This is a genomic window from Ruegeria sp. BB6 (assembly GCF_056539385.1).
In genome coordinates this window covers 21,992-39,246 of sequence record NZ_JBQFUW010000002.1, presented here as the reverse complement: position 1 = coordinate 39,246, position 17,255 = coordinate 21,992, and the positions used below count along the sequence as shown (strand labels likewise).

At 56.7% G+C, this 17,255-nt stretch carries 17 protein-coding genes; 11 read left to right on the top strand and 6 right to left on the bottom strand.

Annotated features, from left to right (window positions below; genetic code table 11):
• The first annotated feature begins 55 nt into the window (after positions 1-55).
• The 8 genes from ACR0B7_RS04715 (at position 56) to ACR0B7_RS04680 (ending at position 9,310) form a co-directional block, all read left to right on the top strand.
• Positions 56-1,099 (top strand): pyridoxal-phosphate dependent enzyme, encoded by a 1,044-nt coding sequence (locus ACR0B7_RS04715; RefSeq protein WP_170483043.1) that lies wholly within the window; start codon positions 56-58, stop codon positions 1,097-1,099.
• Positions 1,096-2,241: a M24 family metallopeptidase gene (locus ACR0B7_RS04710; protein ID WP_170576508.1), complete on the top strand. Its 1,146-nt coding sequence runs from the start codon at positions 1,096-1,098 to the stop codon at positions 2,239-2,241. The genes ACR0B7_RS04715 and ACR0B7_RS04710 overlap by 4 nt, the downstream gene beginning before the upstream one ends.
• A complete protein-coding gene (locus ACR0B7_RS04705) occupies positions 2,238-2,945 on the top strand; it encodes an aspartate racemase/maleate isomerase family protein (RefSeq protein ID WP_170482176.1) in 708 nt (235 codons plus the stop codon). The genes ACR0B7_RS04710 and ACR0B7_RS04705 overlap by 4 nt, the downstream gene beginning before the upstream one ends.
• A 148-nt stretch (positions 2,946-3,093) precedes the next feature.
• The gene (locus tag ACR0B7_RS04700) at positions 3,094-4,185 is read left to right on the top strand and encodes an ABC transporter ATP-binding protein (RefSeq protein ID WP_170417434.1); all 1,092 of its coding nucleotides are present in this window, start codon (positions 3,094-3,096) and stop codon (positions 4,183-4,185) included.
• Positions 4,186-4,283: 98 nt separating this feature from the next.
• Positions 4,284-5,372: an extracellular solute-binding protein gene (locus tag ACR0B7_RS04695; protein ID WP_170384081.1), complete on the top strand. Its 1,089-nt coding sequence runs from the start codon at positions 4,284-4,286 to the stop codon at positions 5,370-5,372.
• Positions 5,373-5,441: 69 nt separating this feature from the next.
• A complete protein-coding gene (locus tag ACR0B7_RS04690; protein WP_170384083.1) occupies positions 5,442-6,713 on the top strand; it encodes an ABC transporter permease in 1,272 nt (423 codons plus the stop codon).
• A 5-nt stretch (positions 6,714-6,718) separates the two neighbouring features.
• Positions 6,719-7,930 (top strand): ABC transporter permease, encoded by a 1,212-nt coding sequence (locus ACR0B7_RS04685; RefSeq protein WP_170384086.1) that lies wholly within the window; start codon positions 6,719-6,721, stop codon positions 7,928-7,930.
• A gap of 162 nt (positions 7,931-8,092) precedes the next feature.
• On the top strand, positions 8,093-9,310 hold the full coding sequence (locus ACR0B7_RS04680) for an aminopeptidase P family protein (protein ID WP_170482168.1): 1,218 nt from the start codon (positions 8,093-8,095) through the stop codon (positions 9,308-9,310).
• Positions 9,311-9,331: 21 nt separating this feature from the next.
• Here ACR0B7_RS04680 and speB read toward each other — a convergent pair whose 3' ends face one another.
• Entirely contained in the window at positions 9,332-10,306 is a 975-nt protein-coding gene (gene speB / locus ACR0B7_RS04675) for an agmatinase (RefSeq protein ID WP_170482166.1), read from the bottom strand.
• Positions 10,307-10,445: 139 nt separating this feature from the next.
• Between speB and ACR0B7_RS04670 the strand changes: the two genes are divergently transcribed.
• From ACR0B7_RS04670 to ACR0B7_RS04660, 3 genes are all read left to right on the top strand, one after another.
• Positions 10,446-11,288, top strand: a complete 843-nt coding sequence (locus tag ACR0B7_RS04670) for a glycosyltransferase family 25 protein (RefSeq protein WP_480681005.1) — start codon at positions 10,446-10,448, stop codon at positions 11,286-11,288.
• Positions 11,289-11,409: 121 nt separating this feature from the next.
• Positions 11,410-11,778 (top strand): group I truncated hemoglobin, encoded by a 369-nt coding sequence (locus tag ACR0B7_RS04665; protein WP_170482160.1) that lies wholly within the window; start codon positions 11,410-11,412, stop codon positions 11,776-11,778.
• Positions 11,775-12,833: an adenylate/guanylate cyclase domain-containing protein gene (locus tag ACR0B7_RS04660; RefSeq protein ID WP_170384096.1), complete on the top strand. Its 1,059-nt coding sequence runs from the start codon at positions 11,775-11,777 to the stop codon at positions 12,831-12,833. Before ACR0B7_RS04665 ends, ACR0B7_RS04660 begins: the two co-directional genes overlap by 4 nt.
• Here ACR0B7_RS04660 and ACR0B7_RS04655 read toward each other — a convergent pair whose 3' ends face one another.
• From ACR0B7_RS04655 to ACR0B7_RS04635, 5 genes are all read right to left on the bottom strand, one after another.
• A complete protein-coding gene (locus tag ACR0B7_RS04655) occupies positions 12,834-13,448 on the bottom strand; it encodes a TetR/AcrR family transcriptional regulator (RefSeq protein ID WP_170384099.1) in 615 nt (204 codons plus the stop codon).
• Between the two features lie 103 nt (positions 13,449-13,551).
• On the bottom strand, positions 13,552-14,421 hold the full coding sequence (ppk2, locus tag ACR0B7_RS04650; protein WP_170482157.1) for a polyphosphate kinase 2: 870 nt from the start codon (positions 14,419-14,421) through the stop codon (positions 13,552-13,554).
• Positions 14,422-14,470: 49 nt separating this feature from the next.
• Positions 14,471-15,424, bottom strand: coding sequence for an alpha/beta fold hydrolase (locus tag ACR0B7_RS04645; RefSeq protein ID WP_480681002.1), 954 nt, complete (start codon positions 15,422-15,424; stop codon positions 14,471-14,473).
• Complete coding sequence (gene metA / locus ACR0B7_RS04640; RefSeq protein ID WP_170576507.1) at positions 15,414-16,331, bottom strand: homoserine O-acetyltransferase MetA; 918 nt, start codon at positions 16,329-16,331, stop codon at positions 15,414-15,416. Before metA ends, ACR0B7_RS04645 begins: the two co-directional genes overlap by 11 nt.
• A gap of 39 nt (positions 16,332-16,370) precedes the next feature.
• Positions 16,371-17,243, bottom strand: a complete 873-nt coding sequence (locus ACR0B7_RS04635) for an ATPase (RefSeq protein ID WP_170482147.1) — start codon at positions 17,241-17,243, stop codon at positions 16,371-16,373.
• Between the last annotated feature and the right edge of the window lie 12 nt (positions 17,244-17,255).

Below are 17,255 nucleotides of genomic sequence, written 5' to 3'. Positions count from 1 at the left end.
GACAGAACTTGACGAATTCGGTCACGTCAATGGGCAACACAGGAAAGGCGGGCCATTGAAGATTTCATCCAACCCTTATCGCGGTGGTCAGAAGCTGATCCCAGAGGCTCCGTTCCCCTCTACCGATGCCGCGCGCGTTGCCGCGTTGCTGGACCAATGCCCCGCTGCCGCCGAAACGCCGCTGAGGGAGGTTGGCGGCCTTGCCGATGTCGCAAATCTCTGGGTGAAGGATGAGCGTGAGCGGATGAATCTGGGGTCGTTCAAGGCATTGGGCGCGGCCTATGTGATTGCGCGCCATGCTGCGGATATGTCCGAGACGCCCGACAACACGACCCTGACCGGTAGGACCTATGTGACCGCCAGCGCGGGTAACCACGGCATGAGTGTTGCAGCCGGTGCCCGTATTTTTGGCGCTGGTGCAGTCGTGTATATCGCCGAAACTGTGCCCGAGAGTTTTGCGGATCGCCTACGGTCGCAAAACGCTCGGGTCGTGCGTCAGGGTTCTGACTATGCTGCCAGTATGGAGGCTGCGGCGCAGGCCTCTCGGGACAATGGCTGGACGTTGCTGTCTGACAGTTCTTGGCCCGGCTATTACGAGCTGCCTCACATCCTGATGGAAGGCTACCTGCAAATGGCGGCCGAGGCGGTGCGTCAATGCCCGCAGATACCCACGCACATCTTCTTGCAGGCCGGTGTTGGCGGGCTGGCGGGGGCCGTCGCCGCCTATGTCCGTGATGTTTGGAAAGATGCACCTCAGATTATTGTGGTCGAGCCCGAGGCCGCACCCGCTTTGCAAGCCAGTATCGAGGCGGGCGCATGTGTGTTTGCCGATGGGCCGGACAGCGTGATGGGTCGCCTTGACTGCAAAGAGCCGTCGCTGATCGCGCTGAATGGTCTGGCACGAGACGCGGATAAGTTTCTGACGCTTTCGGATGAAGAAGTTCTGCGCCATCTCCCAGCAATGGCCAAGGCAGGGATCGCGACAACAGCGTCTGGTGGGGCAGGGATCGCAGCGGTCATGAATTCCGACGTGTGCAATGAACTGTCTATTGGGCCCGAGGCGCGCGTTTTGTGCTTTTTGTCCGAGATTGCAGAATGAGGGGGTTTGAGGTTTCGGAATTCGCGGCGCGCACGGAACGCGCCCAGCGCTTGATGAGCGAGCAGGGGCTTTCAGCGCTCCTAATCACGACCGAGCCCGAAGTACGTTACTTCACCGGGTATTTGACCCGGTTCTGGGAAAGCCCGACGCGCCCTTGGTTCCTGATCGTGCCTGCATCTGGCAAACCCATCGCCGTCATTCCTTCGATTGGCGCTGCGCTGATGGGACAGACGTGGATAGACGACATCCGCACCTGGAGTTCGCCGGACCTTGTGGATGATGGCATCACCTTGTTGGCCGAGACATTGAGAGAGGTTACGCCAACAGATGCAAATATCGGTCAGCCGGATGGTCATGAAACGCATATGCGCATGCCGATAGCTGACTTTATCCGATTGCAAAATGCATTGGAAAATCGGCGTCTTGCGGGCGACAGTGGAATTCTGCGGTCACTGCGGATGGTGAAATCCACAGCCGAAATTGCAAAGATCGAAACCGCTTGCCAGATTGCCGCACGAGCCTTTCAGCGTGTACCCGAGATTGCAGGCTCGGGCGTGGCTTTGGACACGGTTTTTCGCCGGTTTCAGATGCTTTGCCTTGAGGAAGGCGCGGATTGGGTTCCTTATTTGGCAGGAGGGGCTGAAAAAGGAGGGTATACTGACGTGATCTCTCCGGCGCGTGATACCGCAATGACAGACGGAGACGTCCTAATGCTGGACACCGGGTTGGTATGGGACGGGTACTTTTGTGACTATGACCGAAACTGGTCAATCGGCCCGGCCAGCAACGAGGTAAAATCAGCCTTTGCCACATTGATCGAGGCGTCTGACAGCGCATTCGAGATCGCACGCCCTGGCGCGCGCGCGTGCGACCTGTACCACGCGATGAATTCGGTTCTTTCACGCAAAAGTGAAGATACCGGAGCAGGGCGACTGGGGCATGGGGTGGGAATGTCCCTAACGGAATGGCCGTCCCTGATCCCTGGTGACGATACGGTGCTGGAGTCCGGCATGGTGTTGACGCTTGAACCCGGTATCGCAATTGGCGACAAGATATTGGTGCACGAGGAAAATATCGTGATCAACGAGGACGGACCACGATTTATCAGTCCGCGCGCCGGGCCGGAGTTGCATGTGATATGAGTTACTTACCATACGAACTTGATGCGGATGACCCGCAATCCACGCCGCTTGGTTTGATCGTCTTGCAGACAGATGAGACGATCGAGCCCGAGTTCAGCGCGTATTTCTCGGATCGCAGCTATCCCATCTATGTTTCCCGGATTCCGAGCGGAAGCAAAGTCACGACCGATACTCTTTCAGAGATGGAGCAGGCCCTTCCCGCTGCAGCGGATCTATTGCCAAAGGTCCGTCCGTACCGAGTAGTGGGCTATGGGTGCACATCGGCGAGCTCTGTGATCGGGTCGAAACAAGTAGAGAGGCTGGTGCAGAAAAGCTGTGATGCGGCAGTTGTCACGAATCCGCTTCGTGCGGGTTCTGCGTGCGCGGCCGAATTGGGGGTTTCCAAGTTTGCTCTGCTGTCGCCATATATCGAGGAAGTGAATGAGCCCCTACGCCGTGCGTTCGCTGAAAACGGGGTGTCGATGGAAGTTTTTGGCTCATTCGGAGAGGCGCAGGAATCCAGGGTCGTTCGGATTTCGCGGCAATCCATTGTCGATGCCGCGTTAAAGCTAGGGTCTGATTCGCAAGTTGAGGCTGTTTTCATAAGCTGCACGAATATAAGAACTTTTGATGCGATACCCGAAATTCAGAAATGGTTGCAAAAGCCCGTTCTCTCCAGCAATCAAAGTCTTGCATGGCACATGCGGCACCTGAATTCCGCCTGATTATCAGGCTTGTGACTGTGCCATTGTTATCAGGTCGTCATATTTTGGTTGCGCGACGCGTGCCGCATGTCCTTAAATGGGCCGGACAGGTCTTTGAGATCCGGATAAACCGGGCGACCAAGGACGGCACAGGGGAGCCAAGTTGGTAATGACTAATGACGCAGCGTTCGTCGAATTTCAGCGTGTCCAGAAATCTTATGATGGCGAGATACTCGTCGTAAAAGATTTAAACCTTTCAATGCCAAAAGGGGAGTTCCTCACGATGCTGGGCCCGTCGGGTTCCGGTAAAACGACGTGTTTGATGATGCTCGCCGGTTTTGAAACCGCGACACATGGCGAGATCATGTTGGATGGGCGACCGATCAACAACATCCCGCCTCACAAGCGTGGTATTGGCATGGTTTTTCAGAACTATGCGTTGTTCCCGCACATGACCGTTGCCGAGAACCTTTCGTTCCCGCTGGAGGTACGGAAGATTGGCAAGGATGAGCGCGAAGAAAAGGTTAAGCGCGCCTTGGATATGGTTCAGATGGGCGCGTTCGGAAGTCGCCGCCCTGCGCAATTGTCCGGTGGTCAACAGCAGCGTATCGCCCTAGCGCGTGCCTTGGTGTTCGAGCCTGAGCTGGTTTTGATGGACGAACCGCTGGGGGCTTTGGACAAGCAACTGCGCGAACACATGCAGTTTGAAATCACGCGTCTGGCCCATGAGCTGGGGATTACGACGGTTTACGTGACGCACGACCAGACCGAGGCGCTGACCATGTCGGATCGTGTCGCCGTTTTTGATGACGGACGCATTCAGCAACTTGCGCCGCCGGATCTACTGTACGAAGAACCCGAGAACAGCTTTGTTGCTCAATTTATCGGTGAAAACAATACATTGGAAGGTGTTGTTAAATCGATAGACGGGGACTCGTGCGTGGTCACGCTGGACGATGGCTCTGAAATCGACGCCAAGCCAGTGAACGTGAGCGCTGCGGGCGAACGAACAAAGGTGTCGATCCGGCCCGAACGGGTTGAGTTCAATAAAGATCGCCTGCACGCCGATGCCCATACTCTGAAGGCGACGGTGAAAGAGTTCATCTACATGGGTGATGTGTTCCGGTTCCGTCTGTCTGTGGCGGGCAATGATGATTTCATCATCAAGACCCGGAACGCACCGGATGCCGTCAGGTTGTCCCCCGGCCAAGAGGTCGAGATCGGCTGGTTGGCGCATGATTGCCGGGCGCTTGACGCCTGAGGCATGAATACCCCGCCGTTGCGGGGCAAGAGTTGGCCGGGTTGCCCCGTGATCCGGTCTCGAAACCTAAATTTAGCGGGTATAACAGGGAGTTAAACATGAAAGTTAAAACCACTCTGATGGCAAGCGCGGTTGCTGCCGTTGCCGGTGGCGCGATGGCCGAAGAGATGACCATCGTCTCCTGGGGCGGCGCGTATTCCAAGTCGCAGCTCAAAGCGTATCACGAGCCCTATTCGGAAAAGACCGGAGTCACCATCCTGAATGATGACAGCTCGGCCGAGGCGGTCGCAAAGCTGCGCGCGATGAATGAAGCGGGCAACATCACTTGGGATGTGGTGGACGTTGTTGCTGCGGACGCGATCCGTCTGTGCGACGAAGGTCTGGCGCTTGAAATCGACTTTGACAGCCAGCTTGCCGCTGCACCGGACGGCACACCGGCGTCCGAAGACTTCGGCGACCTTCTGGTCAGCGACTGCTTTATTCCGCAGATCGTGTATTCGACCACATTCGGTTACCGCACCGATCTGGTAGGCGATAACCCTCCGACCGAGATTTGCGCGGTTTTCGATCTGGAAAACTATCCGGGCAAACGCTCGCTTGAGAAGCGTCCGATCAACAACATGGAATGGGCGCTGCTGTGTGACGGCGTTGCCAAAGAAGACGTCTATGATGTTCTGGCAACACCGGAAGGTCAGGATCAGGCGCTGGCCAAGCTGGGCACCATCAAGGACAGCGTTGTCTGGTGGTCGGCCGGTGCTGACACGCCGCAGTTGCTGGCCGATGGCGAGGTCATCATGGGCTCGACCTACAACGGTCGTCTGTTCAGCGTGATCGAAGAACAGAAACAGCCTGTCGCCATGCTGTGGGACGCACAGGTGTTCGATCTGGACGGCTGGATCATTCCCGCGGGTCTGAGCGAAGAGCGTCAACAGCGCGCGCTGGACTACATCATGTTCGCCACCGACACGCAGCGTCTGGCGGATCAGGCCAAGTACATCTCGTACGGTCCGGCCCGTGCTTCGTCGGCTCCGTTGGTAGGTCAGCACGCCGATCTGGGCATCGACATGGCACCGCACATGCCGACCGACCCAGAGAACGCAAAGAACACGTTCCTGTATAACTACGAGTTCTGGGCTGACTACCGCGACGATATCGACGCCAAGTTCCAGGCGTGGCTGGCGCAATAAGCCTGCTTTAAGTCAACGGTTGGGGCCGCCATTGGCCCTGACCCACCATAAAAAGACCAAGGGACGCAGATGACTGACGCAACTCAATCCGGTCCGATGCTGGCCGCAGATGGCACCCCGCTGAAGAAATCTCTGGCGCGGTCTTTGCGCCGTCGCAAGCTGAGGGCGCTGGCCTTGATTGCGCCGCTGCTGCTGTTTGTCCTGCTTTCCTTTGTGATCCCGATTATGTCGATGCTGTTCCGCTCGGTCGAAAACAGCATCGTGGCCGACACGCTGCCATTGACTGTGGTCGAGCTGCGCAATTGGGATGCCGACAGCGGTGAACTTCCGGATGAGGCGCTTTACGCTGCGTTTACCAAGGACATGATCACTGCGATCGACCAAAAAACGCACACCCGTCTGGGGTCGCGTCTGAACTATGAACAAACCGGTATGTCCTCGATGTTCCGCCGCTCTGGTCGTCAGATCAAAAAGCTGGACCCGGAAACGGACGGCCCGTTCAAAGACAAGCTGATCGATATTCACGATGGCTGGGGCGATGTTGAGACTTGGCGCACGATCAAGACGCATGCGGTTCCCATCACCAACGGATATTTCCTGAATGCGATCGACATGCGCCGCACCCCTGAGGGCGCGCAGGCGCAGCCCGAAGACAAGCAAATCCTGATCAAACTGTTTGGGCGCACGCTGATGATGTCGCTGATCATTACGGCGTCTTGTATCCTGCTGGCTTACCCGGTGTCCTACCTGCTTGCGACGCTGCCGATGCGCGTGTCGAACCTGTTGATGATCCTTGTTTTGTTACCTTTCTGGACGTCACTTCTGGTGCGAACCTCGGCGTGGAAAGTGATGTTGCAACAGCAAGGTGTGATCAATGAAACGCTGGTCTGGCTTGGGTTGGTGGCCGATGATGCGCGACTTGTGATCATCAATAACCAATTTGGCACGATTATCGCGATGACACATATCCTGCTGCCGTTCATGATCCTGCCGATGTATTCGGTGATGCAGACGATCCCGGACTCCTATACGCGCGCTGCCAAGTCCATGGGCGCGACGAACTGGACAACCTTCTGGCGCATCTACTTTCCGCAATCCATACCGGGCATTGGCGCGGGGTCGATCCTCGTGTTCATCCTCGCCATCGGCTACTACATCACGCCGGAAATCGTAGGCGGCACCAAGGGTGTGTTCATCTCGAACCGGATTGCGTACCACATCTCGTCCTCGTTGAACTGGGGGCTGGCGGCGGCCTTGGGCACGATCCTGCTGGCGGTCGTTCTGTTACTCTACTGGTGCTATGACAAGATCGTGGGCATCGACAACGTGAAGCTGGGATAAAGACGATGGCAGCACTTACACCAATATCCCGCAAACCCATGTCGGTCGTTCTGCCCGCAGTGGCCATTGCCGGAGGGTTCCTTGGCATGTTCGTCGGGGCCGGGCAGGGCAGTGTCCTGCTGGGTATCCTGATCGGAGCCGTGCTGATGGCGGGGCTGGCCTGGGTCTACATGAATGTCCTGGACAACGAGCGCGCCGCCCGCTGGATCACGATCCTTGGGCTAGGTGGGCTTGGCCTGCTGTTCGCAGGATTGACCGGGCTGATTGTTGGGCTGCTGGCTGGATGGTTCTTCGCCTTCTTCATCTTCTGGCTTTATGAGGGCCGCTATCGGCGGAAACTGCTGCCGTATATGACCGGTCAACAGGTGTTTTGGCATTACACCTTCCGGGTGATCTGCGGTGCGATCTTCGTGTTCCTGATCACGCCGATCCTTGTGGTGCTTCCGCTGTCGTTTAACGCGCAGGACTTTTTCACCTTTACGCCCGAGATGCTGCGGCTGGACCCCGAGGGCTATTCGCTCAAGCATTACCGCGATTTCTTCACCAACAATGAATGGCAACGCAGCTTCAAAAACTCGCTGATCATCGCGCCGATTGCGACGTTTATCTCGGTATCACTAGGTACGCTGGCGGCCATCGGGCTAAGTCAAAGCCACGTTCCAGGAAAACGGGCGATTATGGGTATCCTGATTTCACCCATGATCGTGCCGCTGATCATCTCGGCAACCGGCATGTTCTTTTTCTACAGCGATATTGGCCGGTTCCTCGAAGGCACGCTGGGCATGGACAAGAACTTTGTGGGGTATGTGAAGGTCATCCTCGCCCACGCGGTTCTGGGTATTCCGTTTGTGATCATCACCGTGACGGCGACGCTGGTGGGCTTTGACCAATCGCTGACCCGCGCTGCGGCGAATATGGGGGCAGGGCCGGTGCGGACCTTCTTCAAGATCCAGATGCCACTAATCCTGCCGGGCGTGATCTCGGGCGGGTTGTTCGCCTTCATCACCTCGTTTGACGAGGTGGTTGTGGTACTGTTCGTCGGCTCGGCCAGCCAGAAAACGCTTCCGTGGCAGATGTTCACTGGCCTGCGCGAGCAGATCAGCCCGACCATTCTTGCGGTGGCGACGATCCTTGTGGTGATCTCAATCGCGCTGCTGACCACGGTTGAATTGCTGCGCCGCCGGTCCGAGCGTCTGCGGGGTCTCAGCCCCGCTTGACGTGAATCGCGGCGTGATTTAGCCGTACCCTTGTGTAGCCCGGTCACGATGGCGTCGTGACATCCAAACGGGCGCATGGCTCTCGGTTCCCGAGGCCGCTTGTCCTGAACGCCGGGACTTGTGGCCGGGCACCCTTCGTCCGGCATTGCAGGAGAGAGCATGATGACAGACCTGACAAACCGCCCCGAGTTCTTCACCAGCCACAATGGTGAAAAGGCGCCTTTGCCATTCAGCAAGGCAGAATACGAACGTCGCTTGACGGGATTGCGTGCGATGATGGCTGCGCGGGATATTCCGGCTGTGCTGCTGACCTCGATGCACAATATCGCCTATTACTCGGGCTTTCTGTATTGCTCCTTTGGCCGTCCTTACGGCTGCGTGGTGACGCAGGACGCTTGCACCACGGTGTCGGCGAATATCGACGCGGGGCAACCGTGGCGACGCTCGGTCGAGGAAAACGTGATCTACACCGACTGGAAGCGTGACAACTACTGGCGCGCGGTGGCCAGCCTGATCGGTGGCGCGAAACGGATCGGGATCGAGGGCGATCACATGACGCTTGCGGCACGTGATACGGTGCTGGCGATGCTGGGTCAGCCGGAATTGGTGGATGTGGCCGCCGATACGATGGCCGCCCGGATGGTGAAATCGGCAGAAGAAATCGCGCTGATCAAGGGCGGCGCACACACCGCAGATGTGGGCGGCGCTGCCATCCACGCCGCGATCCGCGAGGGCGCGACCGAGATTGAGATTGCCATGGCCGGTCGTGACGCGATGGAGGCCGAGATTGCGCGTGCCTATCCCGACGCTGAATACCGCGACACCTGGGTTTGGTTTCAGTCGGGCCTGAACACCGACGGAGCGCATAACCCCGTGACCAAGAGGGCGCTGCAAAAGGGCGATATCCTGTCGCTAAACACGTTCCCGATGATCTCGGGCTATTACACTGCGTTGGAACGCACCCTGTTTCTGGGCGAACCCGACGCCGACAGCCTGCGCATCTGGAAGGCCAACGTCGCCGCGCACGAACTGGGGCTGAGCCTAATCAAACCCGGCGCGACCTGCTCGGGCATCACGGCTGAGATAAACCGCTTCTTCGCGGATGAGGGTCTGCTGCAATACCGGTCATTCGGATATGGCCACTCGTTCGGCATTCTCAGCCACTACTACGGGCGTGAGGCGGGGCTGGAGCTGCGCGAGGATATCGACACGGTGCTAGAGCCGGGCATGGTCGTTTCAATCGAGCCGATGCTGTGGATACCCGAAGGTCAGCCCGGCGCGGGCGGATATCGCGAACATGACATTCTGGTCGTCGAGGAGGACGGTGCCGAGAACATCACCGGCTTCCCCTATGGGCCGGAACATAACACGATTACCTAACCGGACAGGCAGGAGGGGCGCTTAGCCCCTCTTGCCACGTTCGTGGAAGATGAACCCGATAAAGTTCAGCAGCACCTGTGCCGCCAGAATCTGGGTGCTTTCGGTCGGATCATAGTTCGGCGCGACCTCGACCAGATCAATGCCCACAACGTCGCCGCGCTGTGCCAGCCCTTGCAGGATTTCCAGCACATCATAGTACAGAAAACCGCCATGGCTGGGCGTGCCGGTACCTGACGCAATCGAGGGGCAAAAGGCGTCGATATCGATCGTCACGTAATATCGCGCGCCCTCGGGGATGCGCGCCAAAACGCCCTCGGTCCCCAGTTTGCGAACCTGCCGCACCGACAAAATGTCAGACCCTCGGGCGCGGGCATCCTCATAGCCTTCCTTCGCGGTCGAGGACACGTTGCGGATACCCAACTGGGTCATGCCCGAGACATAGTCTTTCTCAATCGCGCGCCGCATCGGGTTGCCGTGCCCGGCGGTGACGCCGTGCCGTTCGTCCACGAAATCCAGATGCGCGTCGATCTGAACCACATGGATCGGACCATTCTCTGCACACTCATCGGCAAAGGCGTTGATGCAGGGGATGTTGACCGAGTGATCACCGCCAATGGTGACGGGCAGGGCACCTGCGTTCAGAATCTTCTGGACCCCGAACTGGATATTGGCATGGCTTTCCTCAGTCTTGGTGTGGATGATGTCCGCATCGCCGATATCGACCATCCGCACGGAACTATCCAGATAGGTCGCGTCATCCTCGTGATCATATGCTCCGGCGTGGCCAAAGCTGAACAGGGTCGATGCCTCGCGCACTGCACGCGGCCCAAACCGCGCGCCGGACCGCCACTGGGTGCCAAAGTCGAACGGAGCGCCAAGGATCGCCACATCCGCCTCGATCTGGTCCCAGTTTTCGATGTAGGGTGATTTGCCAAAGGTCGAAATGCCTACGAAAGGCAGGTTTAAGCGTCCGCTGGAGTACCCATGTGATGACATTTCCAAAGCCCTGTTTTTTGCCGTTTGCCCACAGCTTAGACCGGTTGCCCAAGGCTGGATAGATCATCCGAGCGCAGTTGATGGTTGAATGTCCCCTTCGGCGGTGTCTATTTGACAAGGCGACTGGAAAGGAATTGCCGTGGTGCATCACGAATTGCCGCCGGAGACAGGTGTCTTCTACATAAATTTGGACCGCGTCCCAGCGCGGCGGGAATTCATGGAAGAACAGTTCGCCCATGCCGGTCTGCCTGGGGCAGTACGGTTCAGTGCGGTTGACGGCCAGGTTCCCGGCGCATTGGACGACAATGGCTATGTACCGGGCACAGGCAGCCGCTGGGGTTTGAAACAAAGCGAGGTTGCCTGTTTTGAAAGCCATCGCGCAGTATGGCGCGCCGTCGTGCAGCAAAACCTCCAGTCGGTCGCTATTTTTGAGGATGATGTAGAGCTGTCGGTCAATGCAGGGAACGTGGTGTCCAAAGTGTTAGTGAACGCGTCGGAATACGATCTGGTGAAACTCGACTATTCCCCAAGATCAATGCGTTTCGGACCCCATCGCACAATCGCAGATGTGCCGGTTCGGCCGATGCTTGAAATGGCCCCAAGCTCTGCTGCGTATGTTGTCACACAGGCGGCTTGCCGCAGGCTGCTAAGCTGGTCCGAGCCGTATTCGGATCATTTGGACGACTTCATCTCGCTGCCGCGCGAGGATTGGCGCATGTTTCAGTGTTTTCCGGCTGTGGGCGTCCAGATGATCTGGTCGCAACAGCAAGGCCAGACTGACGAAGATGTAAAGGTTAGCGAGCGATCTCAAGACACGAAAACCAACACCGGCCTGGACAAAGGGCCAACGTGGTTTCGCGTGCGTCGAGAACTGAGGGCCGCGCGGCGCAAGCTGTTCTGGCGAATGGGCGGCGAAAAGCGTTTGCGAGAGCAGGGCGGCTATATCGGATTTATTCCATGCGCGGATGATCTTAGCGTCTAGGCGTGCGCCGTTTCCCACAAAATTTAGGGGAATACGGGTTCCCGCCCTATAACCGTTAACAAAACTGTCAATTTGATATAACGTTTGAGTGTTATTTCCAGTTGGCGCTTGGGTTTTCGGTATGAGTCAGACGATCTACGAACGATATGGTGGCTTCAAAACGATCAGCAGGATCGTAATGACGTTCTATGAGATGGCCTTGGATTCTGACCAGATCGGAGGACATTTCGAGGACATCGACATGCCTCGACTAATTGATCACCAAACCAAGTTTGTTTCGTCATTGGTCGGTGGGCCTGCGTCCTTCAGTGATGAGCGGATCGAGGCCGTTCATCGGCATCTAAACATATCTCATGCTGACTTTGATGAGATGGCCGATCTGTTCGGCCAGGCACTGGAGATGCACGGGATGGAGGACGGTCATATCAAGATTGCCCTCAGCGCAATTGAATCCAAGCGTTCCATCATCGTGACGCGCAACGCAGCATGAGTATTCTGGCCATAAATGAGCAACTGCTCCGCGCGATCGGAGTGGGCGTGGCCGTTGTGCGGGCTTCGGATCTTGGGTTTGTGTTCTACAATGGCCCGTTTGCCGAATGGTTTGGCGCTCCGTCCGAAGGGCAATCTCTGCTGGATGTGTTTCCCGGTCTGGATCAGCGCGAGCTGGAGGATGTAAAGCAATCTGGCCTTCGCTATTCCGTCGAAATGCAGATCAAGCCAAAGCGTAGAACATTGATTTTTGCGACTGCGGTTTCCTTGGCAAATGGCATGGACGAGCAGCTATTGGTCGTTGAGTGTCAAAACATTACCCGCATTCGCGAACTTGAGAGCATGATCGACAGCTACTCGACAATGGTCGAGCGCAACACGCGCGAACTGGAACGCGAGAAAGAGCGTGTTGAAAGGTTGCTGCTGAACCTGATGCCACGCGCGGTATATGAGGAATTCAAGACATTCGGCGTTGTGACGCCGCAGCTTTACGATCAGGTCTCGGTGGTCATGCTAGACTTTGTCGGTTTCACGGATTTCGCGGCAAAGACGGACCCGACTGTTACTCTTAGCGAGTTGAACGACATTTTCACCGCCTTTGACCGGATCGTCGAACAGTTTGGATGCGAACGGATCAAGACAATTGGGGACGCATACCTGGCAGTCTCCGGGATGCCCGATGCGACCCCGGATCATGCGACGGCTGTCGCTCATTGCGCGGTTAGGTTCCTTCGTTATCTTGAGCGGCGAAATGAGAGCCACCCGCATAAATGGGAGGCCCGCATTGGGCTGGGAATGGGCCCGGCAGTTGGCTCGGTCGTGGGAATTCAGAAATACGTTTACGACGTTTTCGGACCTGCTGTTAACATTGCCTCACGGCTGCAAGTCTTTGCAAATCCAATGAATATCGTTGCGCCCGAGGAGATGAAATTCGCTCTGATCGACGAGTTTCAGGTTTCCGATCTGGGCCGCGTCGATATCAAGGGAATGGGTGAAATGGACCTCATCAACGTGACTTCGGGCCTTAGCATGCCAAAACCCAGAACCGTATTCTGACTAGTCGTCCTGCGGCACCAGGCCAAGACCCCTGAGATAGATTCCGATACCGGATTCCAAAAGGTCTTCGGGAGGAAAGGGCGAAGTTGCGCCGGTGTTTCTGGCGTACAGTTCGACCACGCCGTGGCTCATGGCCCAGATATGCGCGCTGAACATCGACGCGGGCGGACGTTTCTCAGGGGGAATGTGCTGGGACAGATCCGCAGCGGCCTTCTCGAGTACACTTTTCGCTCGGTTGGCCGCCAATGAAAGTTCCGGCGTGCGGTTGATGGAAACACCACTTTCAAACATTGCGATGTAGTGGCCAGGGTGCTTGCGCGCAAAGGCAAGATAGGCGCGCCCTGTTGCCTCGAACGCGGCCAGAGCGGATGGCTGACCCTTGTCGTAGGCGTATTGCATCAAGTCCGCGAACATCTCGAACCCTTGGCGCGCGGCCTCGGCGATCAGGTCTTCGCGACCCTGAAAATGCCGGTAAACGGCCGCTGGCGTTACGCCGGCTGTCTTGGCCGCTTCGGACAGGGTAAAGCCGGTCGGACCTTTTTCTTCAATCAGGGACAGCGCGGCCTCGATCAAGGCTTGCTTCAGGTTGCCGTGGTGATACCCGCGTTTTGTCATCCCTGTATCACGTGCCCTTGTTGTTCATATACTTGGACTTCTGACATAATCCGAGCGGCGCGTTTCGTCCAACATCTATGGCGCGGAAAACGAGTGAAATTCATCAGGACTCCCAGATTTCGGGCCCGCCGCAGATTTTCGTATCGATTTCGCCAATGGCTTCATGATTTTTCTCGTCATAGTCCAGGGCATGCAGGACGGTTTGAATGGCCGCAAGCCGCGCTCGTTTCTTGTCGTCCGAGCGCACAATTGTCCACGGGCAATGCGCCGAATGGCTGCGTGTCAGGGTTTCAGCGATAGAGGTCGAGTACTCATCCCATTTACTGAGTCCTTGAATATCTATCGGGCTGAGTTTCCATTGCTTCAACGGATCGGTCTCACGGGCCAAGAACCGGTTGAGCTGCTCGGCGCGCCCAACGTTCAGCCAAAACTTGAAAAGCCTGATGCCGTCGCTGACGAAACCAGTTTCCAGCGGCAAGACCTGACGAAAGAACCTTTCGCGTTCATCTGACGTGCAAAAACCAAATACATTCTCAACAACGCCGCGGTTGTACCAGCTTCGGTCAAAGAACACGATTTCGCCAGCGGCGGGTAGGTGAGGGATGTACCTTTGAAAATACCACTGGCTGCGCTCTTGATCCGATGGCTTGCCAAGTGCGACGTTGCGGGCTCCGCGTGGGTTAAGATTTTCGCGAAAGCGCTTGATTGTACCGCCTTTTCCAGCAGCATCCCGGCCTTCAAAGATGATTGCGACCCTTCCACCGGTCTCTTTCACCCACGATTGCATCTTGACCAGCTCGATCTGCAACGCCTCCATCTGCTTTTCATAATCCTTACGCTTCATTCGTTCGTCGTAAGGAAAGCTGGGGTTCAGGATGTCATCCTTGTTTGCCTTTTCGATTGAGGATCTGACCTCTTTCGGGGCTTCTTTTCGGAAATACTTTTCGATGGAGCCTTTTGCGGATCGGGCCATAAGTCACCTCTCGATAAAATCCAATTTCTACTATGGATTAGCCGAGTGATTAACGCAAACCTGCCCTTTGTGCCGCCCTCTCAATGGCGGTGGCCACTTCGGGTGCGGCAACGACCTGCGGCATATGTCCGATCCCTGCCAATTCAATCAATTCCGCATCCGGTATCTGCTCAATCAGGCGCTGGGAATGCCAGTCCAGACCAACAGTTTCGTCCGCTGTTCCGTGTACGATTTCAGTTGGCACCGAGATGTCTTTGTACTGCGGTTGAAGGGCACGGATTTCTTCCAGAAGATTGGCCCGTTGTTTGGCATTTGCGTGCATGGACGAGCGACGGATAGTCAGGCCGGGGCCAAAGTGACGGGCATACCCTTCGGGCGCGGATTGCGGAGCAAACACCTGATCAAGCGTCTTTTCTACATACCATTCCGGCACAAACGCGCTGATCAAAGGCAAAGCCAGAGCGTTACCCGCCGATGTAGACGCAAGCCTGTTGAAGCCATCCAGCGGTGTTTCCCAAGGGATGGCAGCCGGGGCGATCAGAACCAGTCCAGAGATGTTCTCGGGTCGGGCGACGGCCCAAGCAAGCGATACGGATCCGCCATAGCTTTGCCCGGCGACAATGGGCTTGTCTGCGCCAAGTATGGCAGCGGCCTTCTGTAGAATTATGGCTTGTTCTTCAATGCTTTCACCGTCGGGGTTAAAGCTGCCGCTATAGCCAAGGCCCGGTCGGTCAAAGACGATCACGCGGAAGTTCTTTGCCAAGATTGGTGCAAGAGCGAACGTCATGTCGCGCGTGTTGCCGCTTGAACCATGGATCAGAACCACGTCTGGGCCTTCGCCCATCACCACCGCATGGATCGGAACGCCGTCAACATCAATGATTTCGCCTTCGGGTGGGAAGGATGCCTCGGCGCTCGCCTCGTTTTGCGACACGCGCCATGCGGTCAGCAAGGTCAGGCCAGAGAGAAACAGGCCGAGGGTTATGACAGATTTAACGACCAATTTCGTCCAGATCGAACGGGGTCGATTGATAAATCTCGTTGATCCAGTTCCCGTAGAGCAAATGAGCATGACTGCGCCAGCGGTTTTGCGGATCTCGGCTCGGATCGTCGTCAGGATAGTAATTCATGGGCACGTTGATCGGCGTGCCGTTCGCGATGTCGCGGTCGTACTCTTGCTTGAGCGTGTCGCTGTCATATTCAAAGTGATTGAAGATATAAATCGCGCGATGCGAAGGGTCTTCGATAAGGCAGGGGCCGACGTCTTCGCTGCCCAACAGTGTTGTCAGACCCGGAGCGCTGTCGATCTCATCCTGTTTCATCTCAGTCCAGCGGCTGACAGGGATCACGCAATCATCCGAAAACCCCCGCAGGAATGGCGATGCGGGCGCAAGATTGCGATGCCTGAAACATCCAAAAGCCTTGGCATCCAGTATGTGTTTCTGAACGCCGTGAAAGTGGTTGATCATTGCCATTCCGCCCCAGCAAACGCCAAAGGTCGAATGCACGTTCGTCTGGGTCCAGTCAAAGACCTCGCTGATCTCGTCCCAATAGGTCACGTCTTCAAACTCAAGGTGTTCGATGGGTGCGCCAGTGATGATCAGGCCGTCGAACTTTTGATCCTTGATCTCCTGAAACGGACGGTAAAACTCGGCCATGTGTTCGGCTGCGGTGTTTTTGGTCCGATGCTCGGTCATGCGGATCAGCGACAGGTCGATCTGCAGCGGGGTCGCACCGATCAGACGGGCGAACTGGTTTTCCGTCTGAATCTTCTTGGGCATCAGGTTCAGCAACCCAATCCGCAAGGGGCGAATGTCCTGACGCATCGCCTGATCCTCATCCATGACCATGACGCCCTCGTTGGTGAGAACGTCAAATGCAGGCAGGTCGGAGGGGATCTTGATTGGCATCAGGTGCAAGCCTTCGGAAACTAAGTGTAAGAGCCGTAATTAAGCGTGGTTTGGGCGGGCCTCAAGGGTGCGTTCGATCAACTCGTCGAAATCTGAGGCGTCACGGACGTTGTGCATGTCATCCGCTGTGACCGCTATTCCCCAATTGTCGGCCATCGCCTGATAGCGGGGCTGACGATGAGCAAGAGCGCGGGCGTAAGTCCAGCGTACAAATGCGTCGGGGTCCACCTGAGAGCCCGAGCAACCGTGCTCGGCCAGATATTCCTCCCAAACCTGAGTCAGGAATTGTGGCTGATAAGACATCGGCTTGGGAGCCTTGTCAAAGCGCCGGACCAGCTCTGCGGTGTGCTCGTCGTCGCCCTTTAGCCATATCATCAAAGTTTGCCGCGAAAGCTCGGACAGGACTTGATCGCGCGGGTCGTCGGGGTCGACCCATTCGCAGATTGACCCGCCGGTGTCACAGATGAAGTTGGGGTATTGATACAGGCGTTGGGCGCGGTCGATGAAATACTCTGTGTCCAGCAGAGCATGAATTTCTGCCAGTCTGAACTGTTCCTGTCTGCGGCGGTATTCGGTTAGCTCAAGCCCTCCTAGCGCCGGGTTGCCCGGCTTGCCCAGATAGGCCGCGACCGGCGTGAGATTCTCAAATGAGATGTTAGAGCCGATATAGATCGAGTCTGACAGAAGAAGATCCCGCAGAAAGTGGACTTTCATCGCCTCTGCCTTGGCATTGTCGGTGATGTACTCGCCCATGTAGCGTGTACCGATGCGGTAGTCGATCGAGTAGTGAAACCAGTCACCCGAGTCCCGCAAGATGTTGGACACATACGTTTTCCCAAGGCCCGACATGCCGAAAAACAGCACTTTCTTTCGCGCTGCCTCGCGCCAATCTTTTGCCGAGCTGTAGATCATCGTCTGCTATCC

Bases quoted from the DNA above. Each gene is read 5' to 3' on its own strand.
- ACR0B7_RS04710 (WP_170576508.1), top strand. From the start codon at position 1,096: ATGAGGGGGTTTGAGGTTTCGGAATTCGCGGCGCGCACGGAACGCGCC.
- ACR0B7_RS04705 (WP_170482176.1), top strand. From the start codon at position 2,238: ATGAGTTACTTACCATACGAACTTGATGCGGATGACCCGCAATCCACG.
- ACR0B7_RS04700 (WP_170417434.1), top strand. From the start codon at position 3,094: ATGACTAATGACGCAGCGTTCGTCGAATTTCAGCGTGTCCAGAAATCT.
- ACR0B7_RS04695 (WP_170384081.1), top strand. From the start codon at position 4,284: ATGAAAGTTAAAACCACTCTGATGGCAAGCGCGGTTGCTGCCGTTGCC.
- ACR0B7_RS04690 (WP_170384083.1), top strand. From the start codon at position 5,442: ATGACTGACGCAACTCAATCCGGTCCGATGCTGGCCGCAGATGGCACC.
- ACR0B7_RS04685 (WP_170384086.1), top strand. From the start codon at position 6,719: ATGGCAGCACTTACACCAATATCCCGCAAACCCATGTCGGTCGTTCTG.
- ACR0B7_RS04680 (WP_170482168.1), top strand. From the start codon at position 8,093: ATGACAGACCTGACAAACCGCCCCGAGTTCTTCACCAGCCACAATGGT.
- speB (WP_170482166.1), bottom strand. From the start codon at position 10,306: ATGTCATCACATGGGTACTCCAGCGGACGCTTAAACCTGCCTTTCGTA.
- ACR0B7_RS04665 (WP_170482160.1), top strand. From the start codon at position 11,410: ATGAGTCAGACGATCTACGAACGATATGGTGGCTTCAAAACGATCAGC.
- ACR0B7_RS04660 (WP_170384096.1), top strand. From the start codon at position 11,775: ATGAGTATTCTGGCCATAAATGAGCAACTGCTCCGCGCGATCGGAGTG.
- ACR0B7_RS04655 (WP_170384099.1), bottom strand. From the start codon at position 13,448: ATGACAAAACGCGGGTATCACCACGGCAACCTGAAGCAAGCCTTGATC.
- ppk2 (WP_170482157.1), bottom strand. From the start codon at position 14,421: ATGGCCCGATCCGCAAAAGGCTCCATCGAAAAGTATTTCCGAAAAGAA.
- metA (WP_170576507.1), bottom strand. From the start codon at position 16,331: ATGCCAATCAAGATCCCCTCCGACCTGCCTGCATTTGACGTTCTCACC.
- ACR0B7_RS04635 (WP_170482147.1), bottom strand. From the start codon at position 17,243: ATGATCTACAGCTCGGCAAAAGATTGGCGCGAGGCAGCGCGAAAGAAA.